13 protein-coding genes are annotated in these 16,536 nt (G+C 63.7%); 8 read left to right on the top strand and 5 right to left on the bottom strand.

From position 1 onward, the window contains the following. Nucleotides 1-255 precede the first annotated feature (255 nt). The 3 genes from NH448_RS13125 to htpG all read left to right on the top strand — a co-directional run bounded on the left by NH448_RS13125 (nucleotide 256) and on the right by htpG (nucleotide 3,975). Entirely contained in the window at nucleotides 256-612 is a 357-nt protein-coding gene (locus NH448_RS13125; protein WP_045993792.1) for a YkvA family protein, read from the top strand. Between the two features lie 196 nt (nucleotides 613-808). Beyond that, nucleotides 809-1,828: a hotdog domain-containing protein gene (locus tag NH448_RS13130; RefSeq protein WP_239452579.1), complete on the top strand. Its 1,020-nt coding sequence runs from the start codon at nucleotides 809-811 to the stop codon at nucleotides 1,826-1,828. 242 nt (nucleotides 1,829-2,070) lie between these two features. After that, complete coding sequence (htpG, locus tag NH448_RS13135) at nucleotides 2,071-3,975, top strand: molecular chaperone HtpG (protein WP_045993791.1); 1,905 nt, start codon at nucleotides 2,071-2,073, stop codon at nucleotides 3,973-3,975. A gap of 117 nt (nucleotides 3,976-4,092) precedes the next feature. Here htpG and NH448_RS13140 read toward each other — a convergent pair whose 3' ends face one another. Together NH448_RS13140 and NH448_RS13145 are read right to left on the bottom strand one after the other, a co-directional pair. After that, nucleotides 4,093-4,998 (bottom strand): tetratricopeptide repeat protein, encoded by a 906-nt coding sequence (locus NH448_RS13140; protein ID WP_045993790.1) that lies wholly within the window; start codon nucleotides 4,996-4,998, stop codon nucleotides 4,093-4,095. Continuing rightward, entirely contained in the window at nucleotides 4,998-5,498 is a 501-nt protein-coding gene (locus NH448_RS13145) for a hypothetical protein (protein ID WP_045993789.1), read from the bottom strand. Before NH448_RS13145 ends, NH448_RS13140 begins: the two co-directional genes overlap by 1 nt. A 370-nt stretch (nucleotides 5,499-5,868) precedes the next feature. Here NH448_RS13145 and pflB point away from each other — a divergent pair, with 370 nt between their 5' ends. Together pflB and pflA are read left to right on the top strand one after the other, a co-directional pair. Next, entirely contained in the window at nucleotides 5,869-8,145 is a 2,277-nt protein-coding gene (pflB, locus tag NH448_RS13150) for a formate C-acetyltransferase (RefSeq protein ID WP_253028873.1), read from the top strand. Between the two features lie 88 nt (nucleotides 8,146-8,233). Continuing rightward, complete coding sequence (gene pflA, locus NH448_RS13155) at nucleotides 8,234-8,977, top strand: pyruvate formate lyase 1-activating protein (RefSeq protein WP_045993787.1); 744 nt, start codon at nucleotides 8,234-8,236, stop codon at nucleotides 8,975-8,977. A gap of 126 nt (nucleotides 8,978-9,103) precedes the next feature. On the opposite strand, the gene sstT is transcribed toward pflA, so the two are convergent. The 3 genes from sstT to trpB all read right to left on the bottom strand — a co-directional run bounded on the left by sstT (nucleotide 9,104) and on the right by trpB (nucleotide 12,854). Continuing rightward, nucleotides 9,104-10,324, bottom strand: a complete 1,221-nt coding sequence (sstT, locus tag NH448_RS13160; RefSeq protein ID WP_045993786.1) for a serine/threonine transporter SstT — start codon at nucleotides 10,322-10,324, stop codon at nucleotides 9,104-9,106. Nucleotides 10,325-10,753: 429 nt separating this feature from the next. Continuing rightward, complete coding sequence (gene trpA / locus NH448_RS13165; RefSeq protein WP_045993785.1) at nucleotides 10,754-11,581, bottom strand: tryptophan synthase subunit alpha; 828 nt, start codon at nucleotides 11,579-11,581, stop codon at nucleotides 10,754-10,756. 25 nt (nucleotides 11,582-11,606) lie between these two features. Continuing rightward, entirely contained in the window at nucleotides 11,607-12,854 is a 1,248-nt protein-coding gene (gene trpB, locus NH448_RS13170) for a tryptophan synthase subunit beta (RefSeq protein WP_045993784.1), read from the bottom strand. 306 nt (nucleotides 12,855-13,160) lie between these two features. Between trpB and NH448_RS13175 the strand changes: the two genes are divergently transcribed. The 3 genes from NH448_RS13175 (at nucleotide 13,161) to NH448_RS13185 (ending at nucleotide 16,512) form a co-directional block, all read left to right on the top strand. Beyond that, nucleotides 13,161-14,102, top strand: coding sequence for a LysR family transcriptional regulator (locus NH448_RS13175; RefSeq protein ID WP_045993783.1), 942 nt, complete (start codon nucleotides 13,161-13,163; stop codon nucleotides 14,100-14,102). A gap of 177 nt (nucleotides 14,103-14,279) precedes the next feature. After that, nucleotides 14,280-15,275: a GTP cyclohydrolase FolE2 gene (gene folE2 / locus NH448_RS13180; protein ID WP_253028874.1), complete on the top strand. Its 996-nt coding sequence runs from the start codon at nucleotides 14,280-14,282 to the stop codon at nucleotides 15,273-15,275. A 760-nt stretch (nucleotides 15,276-16,035) separates the two neighbouring features. Next, nucleotides 16,036-16,512 (top strand): oxidoreductase, encoded by a 477-nt coding sequence (locus tag NH448_RS13185; protein WP_045993782.1) that lies wholly within the window; start codon nucleotides 16,036-16,038, stop codon nucleotides 16,510-16,512. Nucleotides 16,513-16,536 lie beyond the last annotated feature (24 nt).

Raw genomic sequence — 16,536 nt, forward strand, 5'->3', positions numbered from 1 at the left:
CCCTCCTGGTCTGTGAAGAAGAAGACATTGCTGCCTTTTTGTGCCGTAGACGGCGAATCGATGTCGGATCGAAGCCACATGGTGACCGAACCGGCGGGCCTTGAACAGTTGCCCGGCCAGGTTACGAGACTTGACCCCGGTCAGCTTCGCCCCCATGTTGCGATAAGACGACGTCGACGCCATGAAGATAGCCGTTGACACCCGATAAATACCATCGGCAATCGTTGGTGCTGAATTGAGTCGAGGAGACTATCCATGGCCCTGTTTGATCGAATCCCCGTTATTGGTCGCTTTACCCAACGCACACGAGCGTTCAAGCATATAATGCGGGCGCTCAAGCTGTTTATCCCGATGCTGCAGGACGTGCTCAGCGGTCGCTACCGCCCGGTGCCCTGGGCGGCTTTCGGCTGGATGGCGGTGGCCTTTGCCTATCTGGTGTCACCGCTGGACCTGATTCCCGATGTGCTGCTGCTGTTCGGTCTTCTCGACGATGTGGTCATCGTCGGCTGGTTGCTGACCAAGGTGGACAATAGTCTGGCCGACTATCGCGCCTGGCGTGGTATTGGCGAGGACGATGCTCCGCGGGAGGAGCGGGATATCCACGACATCTAGGGTGCCTTGTTCTTGATTTTCTGGCTCGAAGTGTGCGGATTCGAGCTTTTTGCGTTTGCTTCAGGATACGTCGTCTGTTTCTGACGTTTGGCGAGCATTTGGCGGGTAAAAGGTAAAGGTGCGGACCAAGGACGTATTGTGGCGTCGGCGGGCTGGGTCTAGATTGTCAGTCAAACGTTTGAATTCGAGCCCGCTCATGTCCTCCTCGCACCGCACTCTGCAGCCACCCTCCGTGTCGCTCTGGCGGCAGGCGCTTCAGCGCTTTGTCGATGTCATTCCACATACCCAGGCGCTCGGCATGCGCGTCGTTGCGGTGGATGCCAGCGGCGTCACCTTATATCTGCCCGGGGGCGCCGAGTTATGCGGTGATCGCTCGAGAAGCCTGGTGCACAGCGGGGTGCTCAGCGTACTGCTGGACACCGCCTGCGGTGCCTCGGTCCTGCCGGCACTGCCAAGTCCTGAGGTCTGTCCCACCCTGGATCTGCATATCAGCCATCGTCGCCCTGCCTGTCAGGGGGCGTCATTGTGGGTACGTGCCGAAGTGGAGGCCATCACCGACTCGGTGGTGTTCACCGAGGCCCGAGCCTGGCAGCACGAAGGACAGGTGGTGGCCTGCGCCCGCGGGCACTTTGCCCGGCTGGGGCCGCGCAACACCCCAGCAGGTTTTGCCGAGGCCATGTTCGCCGGTCTTGTGGAAGACGAGGGCGATCCCCGTATCGAAGAGAAGGCCCCAGTTGGCGATGGCGCCAGTGGCGCGATAGCGGCGGCCCCACACGAGAGTGTCAGCGGCCTGCTGGAGCGTGGGCGTGCCAGCGGTGAGATCAACGCCTGGCTTGGCGAGGTGCCCTACGCCGACTTCATCGGGGTGAGGGAGGACAGCGATGAGCGCGGCAGGCGCTTTGTACTGGAGACGCGCCCCCACAACGTGGGCAATCCGATGCTGCCGGCGCTGCACGGCGGTGTGGTGTCGGCCTTTCTGGAGACTGCTGCAGCGCTGGATACCCTGGCGCAGACCCGTGAGCCGCGCCTGCCGAGGCTGGTCAACGTCACCGTGGACTACCTCAGTTCGGCCGGGGTGAAGCCAACCTACGCGCGTTGTCGTCTGGTGCGCGAAGGGCGGCGCATGGCCAATGTCGAGGCATGGGCATGGCAGGACGACGAAGACGCGCCGGTTGCCCGGGCTCGCTTGACCTACGTGCTGGGGGCGCCGGCGTAGGTGAGAGCCGCCCCGGGCAGCCGTTAGACAGGTGACCACGGCCAGGGACGTCGGCCCAGGTCTGGCCAGCCTTGACGTGAAGGTGCCAGCCTTGACTTGGTGGCGCCAGCCTTGAAAAGCGCAGCGCGGACCCCATATCGATTGTCATCTTGAATGACGTGCGGCGCGAGCCGTGCACTCTGGACCGCCAGCGACCCATCGCTGGCCCGGAAATCGCCATGTCGAAAGGGGTTCGATCTACCATGACCACCGCTACCCACGAAGAAACCCTGGGCTTTCAGACCGAGGTCAAGCAGCTTCTCAACCTGATGATCCACTCGCTGTACTCCAACCGCGAGATCTTTCTTCGGGAGCTGATCTCCAACGCCGCCGACGCCTGCGACAAGCTGCGTTATCAGGCGCTGGACAATGATGCGCTCTACGAGGGCGACAGCGAGCTGCGCGTCGAGATCGAGCACGACAGCGAGGCCGGCACCGTCACCCTTCGTGACAACGGTATCGGCATGAACCGCGAGGACGTGATCGCCAACCTGGGCACCATCGCCAAGAGTGGCACCGCCGAGTTTCTCAAGCAGCTTTCCGGCGAACAGCAGAAGGACGCCCGGCTGATCGGCCAGTTCGGGGTCGGCTTCTATTCTGGTTTTATTGTCGCCGACGAGATTACCGTGCGTACCCGCAAGGCCGGTGACGCCGCCGATGCCGGCGTCGAGTGGCGCTCGAAAGGCGAGGGCGAGTTCGTGGTCGCCGAGATCGAGCGCGAGAAGCACGGCACCGAGATCATCCTCCACCTCAAGGAGGACGCCAGGGAGTTCGCCGACGACTATCGCCTACAGAGTCTGGTGCGCAAGTACTCCGACCATATCGAAGTACCGGTGAAGATGCCGCGTACCGAAAAGGCCACCGACGACGATGGCAACGAGGTCGACGGTAGCGAGGTCACCACCTGGGAGACCGTCAACGAGGCGACCGCGCTGTGGGTGCGGCCCAAGAGCGAGGTCTCCGAGGACGAGTACAAGGCCTTCTACAAGCACGTGGCCCACGACTTCTCCGACCCTCTGACCTGGAGCCACAACAAGGTCGAGGGCAACCTGGAGTACACCAGCCTGCTGTACGTGCCTGGCCGCGCCCCCTTCGACCTGTACGAGCGTGACGGCGCCCGTGGGGTCAAGCTGTACGTCCAGCGCGTGTTCATCATGGACGACGCCGAGCAGTTCCTGCCGCTGTACCTGCGCTTCATCAAGGGGGTGCTGGACACCCGCGATCTGTCGCTGAACGTGTCCCGTGAGCTGCTGCAACAGGACCCGAAGGTAGAGAAGATCAAGTCCGCGCTGACCAAGCGTGCCCTGGACATGCTCAAGAAGCTGGCCAAGGACAAGGAAGCCTACCAGACGTTCTGGAACACCTTCGGTTCGGTGCTGAAGGAAGGCCCGGCGGAGGACTACGCCAACCGCGACAAGATCAGCGGCCTGCTGCGTTTCTCTTCCACCCACACCGACAGCGCCACCCAGGATCAGTCCCTGGCCGACTACGTGGAGCGGATGAAGGAAGGTCAGGACAAGATCTACTACATCGTCGCCGATGGCTTCAACGCCACCAAGAACAGCCCTCACCTGGAAATCTTCCGCAAGAAGGGCATCGAGGTGCTGCTGCTCCACGATCGCATCGATGAGTGGCTGATGAGCCATCTCACCGAGTTCGATGGCAAGAAGTTTGCCGATGTTGCCAAGGGCGATCTGGACCTGGGGGACGTCGAGGACGAAGACGAGAAGAAGGCCCAGGAGGAGACCGCCAAGTCCAAGGAGGATCTGGTCAAGCGGGTCAAGGAAGCGCTCGGCGAGGAGGTTCAGGAGGTCAAGATCACCCACCGCCTGACCGATTCACCGGCCTGCGTGGTGCTGCCCGAGCACGAGATGGGCTTCCAGATGCGCCGTATCATGGAGGCTGCGGGCCAGAGCCTGCCGGAGGTCAAGCCGATCCTCGAGCTCAATCCGGACCACGCCCTGGTCGCTCGCCTGGAAGGGGCCGACGGTGACGGCTTCGGCGATCTGGCGCGGATCCTGCTCGATCAGGCGATCATCGCCGAGGGCGGTCATCTCGACGATCCGGCCGCCTACGTCAAGCGTCTCAACGCCCTGCTGAGTGCCTGACAAGCTGGCTGCCTACGTCAAGAGCTCAAGCGCCCCAACCACGACGCCACCTTCGGGTGGCGTCGCTGCGTTCAGGCAACTGCAAGGCGTCGTTCTTGCCGCGCCGATGGCGGTTGTTCAGCGTTTCAGGCTGGCGAAGAGGTCGGGGCACTGGCGCTGAAGCTCCCTGTCGTCGAGCATGGCCTCGCGCTGGCGCTGGATGGCGTGACCTCGGCGCTTGAGCACCGCATCGATGTCATCGCCGCTGGCGCAGCTCACCTTGAGCAGGTTGATCAGTGCGTCCAGCCGCTGGGGAGAACTCGCCAGGGCCGCCTCGATATCGGCTCGGGCATTGTCGTACTGGCCCAATCGGTAGTAGGCGTAGCCACGATAGGAGAGGGCGTCGTTGTTGTTCGGATCGATCGCAAGCGCCCGGGTGTAGTCGGCCACCGCGCCCTCGAAGTCGCGCTCGATGCGCTTTTCACGTCCCGCGCTGACCTGCTGCTGGGCCGACTGCATGGGCGCCTGGCGGGCGATGATGGTCAGGTAGCGCGGGGCCACGTCGCTGCCGAGGGCCAGGGCGGCCTCGAAGTAGCTTCGAGCCTTGTCGAGCTCACCGGCGGAAAAGGCGTTGATGCCGGCGTTGTTGAGGGTCTTCAGGCGCACCTCACGCAAGCCGTCATGACCTTGACTCGCCCTGAGTGCCTGCTCGAACAGCGCTGAGGCGTCAGCGTGGCGGCCTTCCCGATAGAGAATCCAGCCCTGGGCGTTCAAGCCTTCCATCCGAGCCAGCGGATCAGGACTTTCGAGCAGAGGGCGTAGTTCGCGCAGGGCGGCCTGGTTGTCACCCTGCTGCAACAGCGCCTTGGCCCTGGACAGCGGGGCCTGCTGGGCAACCACCGGCCACGCCACCCCGACGCTCAGCAGCACGATCAGCAGGGCGTTTATCGTAGACGTGGGTTGGCGCCGTCGTTTTCCCTTCGCTGGCCCGGCCAGGTCTGTCGCCATCGCGCGCGACGCCAAGGCGCCCTGCCTGTTCTTCATTAGAAGCCTACCTGCGGAGAATCTCGCTCCGCTGCAGCGATGACGTCGGCCAGTTGGCTCTTCAAGGCGTCGCGCTCCTGCTCGATGGCGATCAGCCGGCCGTGCAGATCGTTGTTCAAGATGCGCAGCACATTGTCGTCCTGGACCTTCAGCACGACCGTGCCCCGGCCATCCAGCGGCATGTCCCGCTCCTGCAGACGGATGACCGGCAGCACGCCTTCGGGCGGGGCGATGGAAAGATTGACCTGGCTCGAGGGTTTCATCATCGCCATGGCCAGCCCACCGACGAAGAACAGCAGACTCAGCGCCATGAACAGCCTGGCGTTCTTGGAGATCTCCTGCAGATAGCGAATGCGCAACTCGGTGCCCTCTCGGGTCTCGCCAGAGCGCTCATTGAGCAACAGGGTGTGGGTCTTGTTGAGCAGGTGGTAGCCGAGGATCAGCAGCACCACGGCGAAGCCTGGCAGACCGTACTCCAGAAGCGTGGGAAAGCTGTTCATCACGGGCACCCAGCGGTGGGACAGGGCTCAGGCCTACGTATGCCCTTGTCAGCATAGCGCAGGCGGCCGTCCTCGCCGCGCGAAATTGGCCTGGTACAGGTTTCTTGGCCGCTTCGCTCGCGCTGTATCGCTGTCCTGTGGCGCCATGATGCGGGTCAAGTAGGGGCGACGGGACTACTGCTAAGGTCGAATTGTGCTCTCGAGGGCAGGTGTTTTTTCGCCGATCGAGAAGCGTGCAGCACACCCGCCGCCTCCGATGCGGCGACCGCTGCTGCCACCGAACAGGCGGGCCGGCTGCCATCTCCGAGGGATGGCCGTCGCTCAGCATGCAGGACTAGCGTTGTCATTTACTCTGTTGAGGTGCAAGTCGATGAAAGAGCAATTCGCGCAAGCGTGGGAAGGGTTTGCCGGGGGCGAGTGGAAGAAGGACGTCGACGTACGAGACTTCTTGCTGGCCAACGTGACCCCCTACGAGGGTGACGAGCGTTTCCTGGTCAGCGAGCCGGCGGCCAGCACTCGCGAGCTATGGGACACTGTGATGGAAGGCGTCAAGAAGGAAAACGCCACCCATGCACCGCTGGACTTCGACACCTCGCTGGTCTCGACCATCACCGCTCATGACGCCGGCTATATCGATCAGCGTCTCGAGACCATCGTTGGACTGCAGACCGACGCGCCGCTGAAGCGGGCGATCATGCCCAACGGCGGCATCAAGATGGTGGAGGGCTCATGCCAGGCCTACGGTCGTGAACTCGATCCTCAGGTCAAGAAGGTCTTCACCGAATTTCGCAAGACCCACAATCAGGGGGTGTTCGATGTCTACACCCCGGACATCCTCAAGTGTCGCAAGTCAGGGGTGCTGACTGGACTGCCGGACGCCTACGGTCGTGGACGCATCATCGGTGACTACCGCCGGGTCGCCCTTTACGGTGTCGATTTCCTGATGCGTGACAAGCAGGCGCAGTTTGCCTCGCTGCAGCAGCGCTTCGAACAGGGCGAGGACCTGGAGGCGGTGATCCAGCTGCGCGAGGAAGTCGCCGAGCAGCATCGTGCACTCGGCCAGCTCAAGGAAATGGCCGCCAAGTACTGCTTCGACGTCTCGGTCCCGGCTGCCACCGCCCAGGAGGCCATCCAGTGGACCTACTTTGGCTACCTGGCGGCAGTGAAGTCGCAAAACGGCGCCGCCATGTCACTGGGACGTACTTCCAGCTTCCTCGATATCTACCTGGAGCGTGACCTGCGCCAAGGCGTGATCGACGAAGCCCGCGCCCAGGAGCTGGTCGATCACTTCATCATGAAGCTTCGCATGGTGCGCTTCCTGCGCACCCCTGAGTACGACGAGCTGTTCTCCGGCGACCCGATCTGGGCCACCGAATGCCTGGGCGGGATGGCGCTTGACGGACGCACCCTGGTCACCCGTACCAGCTTCCGTTTCCTCAATAGCCTCTACACCATGGGTCCGAGCCCGGAGCCGAATCTCACGGTGCTGTGGTCTGAGCAATTGCCCGACGGCTTCAAGCGTTACTGCGCCAAGGTGTCCATCGATACCTCGTCGATCCAGTACGAGAACGATGATCTGATGCGCGTGGACTTCGCCTCCGACGACTACGCCATCGCCTGCTGCGTGTCTCCCATGGTGATCGGCAAGCAGATGCAGTTCTTCGGTGCCCGGGCCAACCTGGCCAAGACGCTGCTTTACACGATCAATGGCGGCGTCGACGAGAAGCTGAAGATCCAGGTCGGCCCCAGGAGTGAGCCGATCGCCTCCGAGGTGCTCGACTTCGACGAGGTGTGGGCACGCATGGATGGCCTGATGGACTGGCTGGCCCGCCAGTACGTGACCGCCCTCAATGCCATCCACTACATGCACGACAAGTACAGCTATGAGGCGGCGCTGATGGCGCTGCACGACCTCGACGTCAAGCGCACCATGGCTTGCGGCATCGCCGGGCTGTCGGTGGCGGCGGACTCGCTGTCGGCGATCAAGTACGCCAAGGTGCGCCCGGTGCGTGATCCTGACGGCGTGGCGGTGGACTTCGAGATCGAGGGTGACTACCCCTGCTTCGGCAACAACGATCCGCGCGTCGACGATATCGCCTGCGAGCTGGTCGAGACCTTCATGAACAAGATCCGCAAGCTCAATACCTACCGTGGCGCCGAGCCGACCCAGTCGGTGCTGACCATCACCTCCAACGTGGTCTACGGCAAGAAGACCGGCACCACGCCGGACGGTCGTCGCGCCGGCGAGCCCTTCGCACCGGGTGCCAACCCCATGCATGGGCGTGACACCAAGGGTGCGGTGGCCTCGTTGACGTCGGTGGGCAAGCTGCCCTACGCCCACGCCAAGGACGGGATCTCGTATACCTTCTCCATCGTGCCGAGGGCGCTGGGCAAGGACGAGGGCGCCCAGCGCAGCAACCTGTCCGGCTTGCTCGACGGTTACTTCCACCACAGCGAGCGTCAGGAAGGCGGCCAGCACTTGAACGTCAACGTGCTCAACCGCGAGATGCTCGAGGACGCCGTGGTCAATCCGGACAAGTATCCTCAGCTGACCATCCGCGTGTCCGGCTACGCGGTGCGCTTCAACTCCTTGACCGCGGAACAGCAGCGCGACGTGATCTCCCGGACCTTCACCGAAACGCTCTGAGCCGACAGTCGTCTCGCCCGGGGCCGCGACAGCGGTCCCTTTCCGGGCTCCGGGTGTCTCCCGGAGCCCCTTTTCGTTAGGAGTCCTGATGATGATCACTGGCCGTCTCCATCACCTGGAGAGCTGTGGTGCCGTGGATGGCCCAGGCATTCGCTTTCTGGTGTTTCTGCAGGGCTGCGTGATGCGCTGTCAGTACTGCCACAACCGCGACAGCTGGGATCGCCAGGGCGGACGTGAGGTGACGGTGGACGAGATACTCACCGAAGCCAGAACCTATCTGCCGTTCATGCGGGCGTCTGGGGGCGGCATCACCTGCACCGGCGGCGAGGCGCTGCTGCAACCGGCGTTTGTGCGCGACCTGTTTCAGGCGGCCAAGGCCGAGGGCATGCACACCTGCCTCGACACCAATGGCTACGTCTGCCACTACGATGAGGTCCTCGACGAGTTGCTTGCCGCCACCGACCTGGTGCTGCTGGATCTCAAGCATCTCGACGAGGGCGTGCACCGCGAGCTCACCGGTATCCCCCGACGCCGTCCCCTGGCCTTTGCCCGTCATCTGGCGGCGATCGGCAAGCCCACCTGGATTCGTCAGGTGATCGTGCCTGGCTTTACCGACAGCGAGGCATCCATGCACCTGCTGGGGGAGTTCGTCGAGACCATGGACAACGTCGAGCGTATCGAGCTGCTGCCCTATCACGCACTTGGCGAGTACAAGTGGCAGGAGCTGGGAGAGCACTATCCGCTGGCAGGAGTGGCGCCACCGAGTGGCGAGACCATGCAGCGCCTGGTGACGATCGCCTCGCGGTATCACCCGGAGGTCATCGCTGGCTGACGTGGTGTCGTCGCCCGCTCGAACAACGCAGCGAGCCCCTCTCACCCTTTGGTGAGAGGGGCTCGCTGTTGTTTCAGGAGAGCTGTTGTTTCAGGAGATGAGCAAGCGCGGCAGCGCCTCTGGGCGTCAGTCGCTCAGTTCGCCCCTGCGGCTGGCGGCGGCGGTGAACAGCACATCGGTGGAAGAGTTGAGGGCGGTCTCGGTGGAGTCCTGGACCACGCTGATGACGAAGCCGATAGCAACCACCTGCATCGCCACGTCGGCCGAAATGCCGAACAGGCTGGCGGCCATGGGAATCAGCAGCAGCGAGCCACCGGCCACGCCGGAGACGCCGCAGGCGGCCAGGGCGGAGACCACGCACAGCAGCAGGGCGGTGACGAAGTCCACGCTGATGCCCAGGGTATGGGCGGTGGCAAGGGTCATGACGCTGATGGTGATGGCGGCACCGGACATGTTGATGGTGGCGCCGAGCGGGATCGAGATGGAGTAGGTGTCCTCATCCAGCTTCAGACGCTTGCACAGCTCCAGGTTGACCGGGATGTTGGCTGCGCTTGAGCGGGTGAAGAAGGCGGTGATGGCGCTACCGCGCAGACAGCTGAAGACCAGCGGATAAGGGTTCTGGCGAGTGGCCAGGAAGACGATCAGCGGATTGGTCACCAGGGCGACGAACAGCATGCAGCCGACGATCACCGACAGCAGTTGGGCGTACTCCAGCAGCGCACCGATTCCGGCTTCGGCCAGGGTGCCGGCGACCAGTCCGAAGATACCCAGCGGTGCCAGACGAATGACCCAGCGCACCAGGGTCGATACCGCCTGGGACAGGTCCTCGATCATGCCCTTGGTAGCGGCACTGGCGCTGCGCAGCACCAGGCCGAGGCTGACGGCCCACACCAGGATGGCAATGAAGTTGGCGTTCATCAATGCGCTGACCGGGTTGGCCACGGCGCTCAATAGCAGGTTGCGCAGGATCTCTACCACGCCGCCTGGCGGATTGCCGCTGGCCTGAGCGGTATTCAGGGTCAGTTCGGTGGGGAGGGCGAAACTGGCCACTACTGCCACCAGCGCCGCCACCAGGGTGCCGATCAGATACAGCACCAGTACGCTGTGGATCTGGGTCGGCTGGCCGCGCTGATGGCCGGCGATGGCGGCCATCACCAGCACGAAGACCAGCACCGGGGCGACCGCCTTCAAGGCCGAAATGAATACCTGGCCGAGCAGCGATACCGAGGCGGCGAGCTCGGGGGACAGGGTGGCGACGGCGATACCGCAGAGGATACCGATCACGATCTGAGGGATCAGCCCCAGACGATTCAGCGCCTTGAAGGGGGCGCTCAAGGAGGTGGACATGGCTCTGGTCTCGAAGCGTGGAGTGTGCATCGACCGTCGCGTCAGGACGGATGGGCGTCGGCTTGTGGCCGGAAGGAGGGCGATTCTATCACCGTCGGCCACACCCAACGGTTCGACTTAAGCATGATATCAGCAGTAAGAATCTGGCATGGATCAGCAGTTGCATAGATGGTGTGGCTGCATTCCAGGTGTCCGCTGAAAATATTGACTGGGTCGGGGAGATGTTCGGCCCGGTGGCAGCAAGCCCCGCCTGATCGGCGGGGCTTGCGTGGGGAAGAGAGGCTTCCCGGGAGTGGCTTGGCGCAAGGCCTGGCGTGAGTCTCCTCGAGGCGTCTTTCTGTCGAGCAGACGCCGACAGGGCCTTTGTACCGGGATCACGCGATAAGGAGTTCTTTACCGGGGTTCTTGACCGGGGTTCTTTGCCAGGGCTTAGCGGGCGCCGGTCAGCGCCTGGGCCAGCTCGCGCGTCAATTCGAGCACGGCTTGGGTACCTTCGGCGGGAGTGTCGCCGCTGGCCTGGGCATCGATCAGCGCCGAACCTACCACCACGCCGTCGGCGAAGGCGCCGATCTCTCTGGCCTGGGCGGCGGTGCGAATACCGAAACCGACGGCGATGGGAATATCGCTGTGCTCGCGGATGCGGGCTACCTCCTGTTGCACGCGTTCGGCGCTTGGCGCAGCACCGCCGGTGACCCCGTTGCTCGAGACGTAGTAGAGAAAGCCCGAGGTATTGGTGAGCACCCCCGGCAGGCGTCGGGCATCGGTGGTGGGGGTCGCCAGACGAATGAAGTTGAGCCCGGCTTGATTGGCAGGCAGGCACAGCTCGTCGTCATGTTCCGGCGGCAGGTCGACCACGATGAGACCGTCGACGCCGGCAGCCTTGGCCTGATCGAGAAAGCGTGTCACGCCACGGGCGTAGATGGGGTTGTAGTAGCCCATCAGCACGACCGGTGTCTGTTGATCGGTCCGACGCAGTTGGCGGACCATCTCGAGGGTCTTGTCCATGGTCTGGCCGGCATCCAGCGCCCGGCGGGTCGCATGCTGGATGGCGGTGCCGTCGGCCATGGGGTCGGTGAACGGCATGCCGAGTTCGATCACATCGGCGCCGGCCTCGCCCAGGCCCTTGAGAGTCGCGAGGCTGGTGTCATAGTCGGGATCACCGGCGGCGATGTAGGTCACCAGGGCGGCGCGTCCCTGCTGGCGAGTCTCGGCGAAGCGACGTGCGAGGCGCCCCTCGGCGGTAGTGGTCGTGGTCATGGTCTCTCTCCTGGAATCCGGGGTGTCAGTCCTGCTGGTCGGGCTTTCCCAGGCCCAGTTCATCGGCAAGACATTCGGTGGCGGTGGCCATGTCCTTGTCGCCGCGGCCGCTCAGGTTGACCACCATCAGATGATCCGCCGGCAGTCGCGGGGCGCGCTTGATCACCTCGGCCAGGGCGTGGGAAGACTCCAGCGCCGGGATGATGCCTTCCTTGCGACACAGCAGGGTGAAGGCGTCCAGCGCCTCACGATCGGTGGCCGCCACGTACTCGGCGCGCTCGATGGCATGCAGCCAGGCGTGTTCGGGTCCGATGCCGGGGTAGTCGAGGCCGGCGGAGATGGAGTGGGCGTCGCTGATCTGGCCTTCGTCGTCCTGCAGCAGAAAGGTACGGTTGCCGTGCAGCACGCCGGAACGTCCACCCTTGAGGCTGGCCGCATGGCGTGGGGTGTGGAGGCCTTCGCCGGCCGCCTCGACGCCGACCAGCGCCACTTCAGGGTCGTCGAGGAAGGGGTGAAACAGGCCCATGGCGTTGGAGCCGCCGCCGATACAGGCGACCAGCGAATCCGGCAGGCGTCCTTCCTTGGCGGTGATCTGGTCGCGCACCTCTCGCCCGATCACCGACTGGAAGTCGCGCACCAGCGCTGGGTAGGGGTGGGGGCCGGCCACGGTGCCGATGATATAGAAGGTGGAGTCGACGTTGGTGACCCAGTCTCTCAGCGCCTCGTTCATGGCGTCCTTGAGGGTTCCGTCGCCGGCGGTGACCGGAATCACCTTGGCGCCCAGCAGTTGCATGCGCTGGACGTTGGGCTGCTGGCGATGGATATCGGTGCTGCCCATGTAGATGACGCAGTCCATGCCGAAACGCGCGGCGACGGTCGCGGTGGCCACACCGTGCATGCCCGCGCCGGTCTCGGCGATGATGCGACGCTTGCCCATGCGACGGGCGAGCAGGATCTGGCCGAGGGCGTTGTTGATCTTGTGGGCGCCGGTGTGCATCAGGTCTTCGCGCTTGAGATAGATGCGCGCGCCGCCCAGATGCTCGGTCAGGCGCTCGGCGAAGTACAGCGGACTCTGGCGTCCGACGTAGTCGGCCGACAGCGAGGCCAGCTCGTCAGCGAAGCTCGGGTCCTGGCGTGCGGCGTCGTATTCCTGCTCGAGATCCAGAATCAGCGGCATCAGGGTCTCGGCCACGAAACGACCGCCGAAGTCACCGAAGAAACCACGAGGGTCGGGTCCGTGACGGAGGCTGGGAGTTGGGCGTTGCTGGTTCATGACGGGCTCCAAGGCTGACCAGGCGCGATCTGCGCCCCGAATGGCATGGACAGCAGCGTAGCGCTGCATAAGGCCGGAAAAAATCGAAATAACAGCCAGGATGTGTGAGAAAATCTCACCAGTTGAGGGACTGCAAGACCACTCGGCCCTTCACTGTGGTCCCGAACGCGGCCGTGAGCCGTGCCCCGGAAGTCCGCACGCACGGCACGCGGTGGCACCATCAGCTGACCTCTGGGCGCCGGGGCACACCAGGCCCAGACGAGCTAAGACAAGACACCCCATGCCAAGCCGGGAGAGACGCTCGCCATGACATCGCACAACCAGGACGTCCCGTTGCCCTCGCTCAGGGCGCTCAGGGCCTTCGAGGCGCTGGGGCGCCACGGTAGCGTGTCGCGGGCGGCGGCCTCGCTGCACCTGACCCATGGTGCGGTCAGTCGTCAGATCAAGCTGCTCGAGGACCAGTTGGGGGTTGCCCTGGTCGAGAAGGAAGGGCGGGGGTTGAGACTGACCGATGCCGGCCGTGAGCTGGCCGACGCCGCCGGATTCCATCTTGGCGCCCTGGCACGGGTCTGCGCCGAGGTCGCTCGCACCAGCGTCCAGTCGCCCTTCGTGCTGAGCTGCCCAGGCTCCTTCCTGGCGCGCTGGTTCATTCCTCGACTGGCCCGGTTGAAGCAGGCTCTGCCGCAGTTGGAGTTGCATCTGACCGCCGGTGAGGAAGGTGTCGCGACGCTATCCGGGGTCGATGGTGTGCTGCGCTTTCAGCGCTTGCCGGAAGGGGAGCCGCCGGGCGAGGTCACCCGTATCCTCGGGCAGGAGCGCATCGGTCCTGTGCTCAGTCGTGAGCTTGAGCTGCATCGGTCCGGCGGGGCTACAGCAAGCCCGCCCGACCCGCGGGTACTGCTCGGCCAAGCGCTGTTGCATACCCGTTCACGTCCCTCCGCCTGGGGCGACTGGAGTCGCCGCCAGGGGATCGCGCCGGAGCGGCTGACGATGGGCCAGGGCTTCGAGCACCTCAACTACCTGCTGGAGGCGACCCTGGTGGGGCTTGGGGTCGGCATTGCGCCGGACTACCTGGTGGAAGAGGACGTGCGCGCAGGGCGCCTGGTGGCGCCTTGGGGCTTTGTCGCCACCGACGCCTGCCTGGTGCTGGAACTGGCTGCCGGGCCTAGGGGGGCGCGCCATCCGCTGGCAAATGATCTGGCCGACTGGTTGGCGGCAGAGCTGGCCGAAGCGCCGGCGCTGGGCTGATACGAGGTGCTGGGCTGATACGAGGTGCGAGCCGGCAATGGCGCGGCTCGCCGCGCTGTGAACGGGTGCTCGGTCGCGCTGCTGCGTGCTGATGGTAGAGCAGGATGTCCGAATGCAGTCGTTGTTAATGTTATGTTATAACGTAGTTTTTTATCAGACTGAACCGGCGGTGAAAGGATGAATGACGCACAGATCGAGGCCAGCCAGGCCGTCAACTACACAGTCAGCGATACGGTCAACGACACGGTCAGCGACACAGACGCCCGGGGGAGGGAGCCCATCGACGATCCACAAAGGCTGTCGGATGTGGCCGTGCAGCAGGTGAGCCAGGGCGTCGCCCTGGACTGGGTCGGCATGGAGGGCATCGCGCTGCCCGTCGAGCTGGCGGGACAGCGGATCGAAGCCAGGGTGAACGCAGGGGTCAGTCTTGACGCCCCGGAGGCCCGCGGGATTCATATGTCGAGGTTGTACCTGGCGCTTGACGACCTGACCGAAGAAGCGCTGACGTTGCCTCGACTGGACGCCTGCCTGGCGCGCTTTCTCGACAGTCACGAGGGTCTCTCCCGGTCTGCCAGTCTGTCTCTCGAGGGACGTTTGCTGTTGAAGCGTCCGGCGTTGGTCAGTGACCTGGCTGGTTGGAAGGCCTATCCCTTTCACCTTGAAGTCGAGCAACGAGGTGGCCAGCGGTCGGTAGTCCTGCGTCTGGAGGTGGGCTATTCCTCCACTTGCCCCTGTTCCGCGGCGCTGGCGCGTCAATTGATCCAGCAACAGTTCAACCGTGACTTTGCCGCAGAGCCTCATCCGGCCCGTGATGAGGTGCACCGCTGGCTGGGGCAGGAGTCGGGGATCGTGGCGACGCCTCACAGCCAGCGCAGCCAGGTGATCATGGCGCTCAGGCTGGGCCTCGAGGTCGAGGACGTCCCCATGGTCGAAGTCATCGACAGGGTGGAGCAGAGCCTGGGCACGGCGCTGCAGACCGCGGTCAAGCGTCCCGACGAACAGGCCTTTGCATTGGCCAACGGGCAGAACCTGATGTTCTGCGAGGACGCCGCACGTCGTGTGCATGGTTGCCTGATGACCATCCCGGGGATCGATGGCTTCGAACAGAAGGTGATCCATGCCGAGAGCCTGCACGCCCACGACGCCGTGGCCCGCAGCAGTTGGCGCTGGTAGCGTGGGCAAGTACCTGAAGCGGCCTTGCCCTTGTATGGCCGGCCGGCAGGCTAGCGAGGATGCGTGCTGTGATCTGGTAGCGTGCGCAAGTACCTGAAGCGCACTTGTCCTTGTAGTGCCGGCCGGCAGGCTAGCGAGGATGCGTGCTGTGATCTGGTAGCGTGCGCAAGTACCTGAAGCGCACTTGTCCTTGTATGGCCGGCTGGCAAGTTCGCGAGGATGCGTGCTGTGATCTGGTAGCGTGGGCAAGTACCTGAAGTGCACTTGTCCTTGTATAGCCGGCCGGCAGGCTAGTGAGGATGCGTGCTGTGATCTGGTAGCGTGCGCAAGGGCCCGAAGCGGTCTTATCCTGGTATGGCCGGCTGGCAAGCCAGCAAGGATATGTGCTTCGGCACGCGTAGGAGACCACTTGGTGGGAGGGCAGGTCGAAACAGGGGTTTGAGACGTGGTTTTATAGGACGGAACACACCGTTCAGGGCGTGGTCATGACAAGGCCATGAAACATCCATGACGTTGCGAGAACAGCACGCCATTGTTGCCTGGTGGGTAGACGCGTCCGTGTCGACTGGTGTCTCCCGAGGGTCGTCTTTCACCATGGAAGGGTAGTAGAGAGGCGCTTCAGGTTTCTAAACGTGACGGTTTGTGTCTTTTGCTTTACTCTTTTCACATCATCGGTAGCTGATTCAGCATATAAGCGAAGATTGCTTCCACGCCCAAGCAGGAGGCCATAGGGGGAGATGTGAGATATTGCTGGCGACTCATGGTCCTGGGGCTGACACTGGCGTCGCCCCTGTCGATGGCGCTCGAACCGCCCTCGGGCACGCCTTTGTTGAAGGTGTCCGGTGACATCGGGGTCACCAATGTCGGTGATCAGGCCTGGTTCGACCGCGACATGCTCGAGGCGTTACCCCAGGGCACGATCACGACCCATCTCCCCTGGTTTGACGGTGCCTCTGTCTATCGGGGGCCTCTGCTCGAGGGGCTGCTCGATGCGGTCCAGGCGCGCGGTACCGAGCTGCGTGTTTCCGCATTGAACGATTTCGTGGCGTCGGTTCCGGTGCAGGATGCCTCGACCTTCAACCTTGTGCTGGCGATGTGGCGCGATGGCGAGCGCCTGGAAGTGCGCAATCAAGGGCCCCTGTTTGTGATTTATCCCTTTGATCAGCATCCTGAAATTTACAACGCTGTCTACCTGACGCGGTCCGTCTGGCAGGTGGAGTCCATCGATGTCCACTGAGCCGCCGGTGGCCGAGGTCAGATT

This window comes from Halomonas sp. OfavH-34-E (assembly GCF_024124525.1).
GTDB lineage: Bacteria > Pseudomonadota > Gammaproteobacteria > Pseudomonadales > Halomonadaceae > Halomonas > Halomonas litopenaei.

Bases quoted from the DNA above. Each gene is read 5' to 3' on its own strand.
- NH448_RS13125 (WP_045993792.1), top strand. From the start codon at position 256: ATGGCCCTGTTTGATCGAATCCCCGTTATTGGTCGCTTTACCCAACGC.
- NH448_RS13130 (WP_239452579.1), top strand. From the start codon at position 809: ATGTCCTCCTCGCACCGCACTCTGCAGCCACCCTCCGTGTCGCTCTGG.
- htpG (WP_045993791.1), top strand. From the start codon at position 2,071: ATGACCACCGCTACCCACGAAGAAACCCTGGGCTTTCAGACCGAGGTC.
- NH448_RS13140 (WP_045993790.1), bottom strand. From the start codon at position 4,998: ATGAAGAACAGGCAGGGCGCCTTGGCGTCGCGCGCGATGGCGACAGAC.
- NH448_RS13145 (WP_045993789.1), bottom strand. From the start codon at position 5,498: ATGAACAGCTTTCCCACGCTTCTGGAGTACGGTCTGCCAGGCTTCGCC.
- pflB (WP_253028873.1), top strand. From the start codon at position 5,869: ATGAAAGAGCAATTCGCGCAAGCGTGGGAAGGGTTTGCCGGGGGCGAG.
- pflA (WP_045993787.1), top strand. From the start codon at position 8,234: ATGATGATCACTGGCCGTCTCCATCACCTGGAGAGCTGTGGTGCCGTG.
- sstT (WP_045993786.1), bottom strand. From the start codon at position 10,324: ATGTCCACCTCCTTGAGCGCCCCCTTCAAGGCGCTGAATCGTCTGGGG.
- trpA (WP_045993785.1), bottom strand. From the start codon at position 11,581: ATGACCACGACCACTACCGCCGAGGGGCGCCTCGCACGTCGCTTCGCC.
- trpB (WP_045993784.1), bottom strand. From the start codon at position 12,854: ATGAACCAGCAACGCCCAACTCCCAGCCTCCGTCACGGACCCGACCCT.
- NH448_RS13175 (WP_045993783.1), top strand. From the start codon at position 13,161: ATGACATCGCACAACCAGGACGTCCCGTTGCCCTCGCTCAGGGCGCTC.
- folE2 (WP_253028874.1), top strand. From the start codon at position 14,280: ATGAATGACGCACAGATCGAGGCCAGCCAGGCCGTCAACTACACAGTC.
- NH448_RS13185 (WP_045993782.1), top strand. From the start codon at position 16,036: ATGGTCCTGGGGCTGACACTGGCGTCGCCCCTGTCGATGGCGCTCGAA.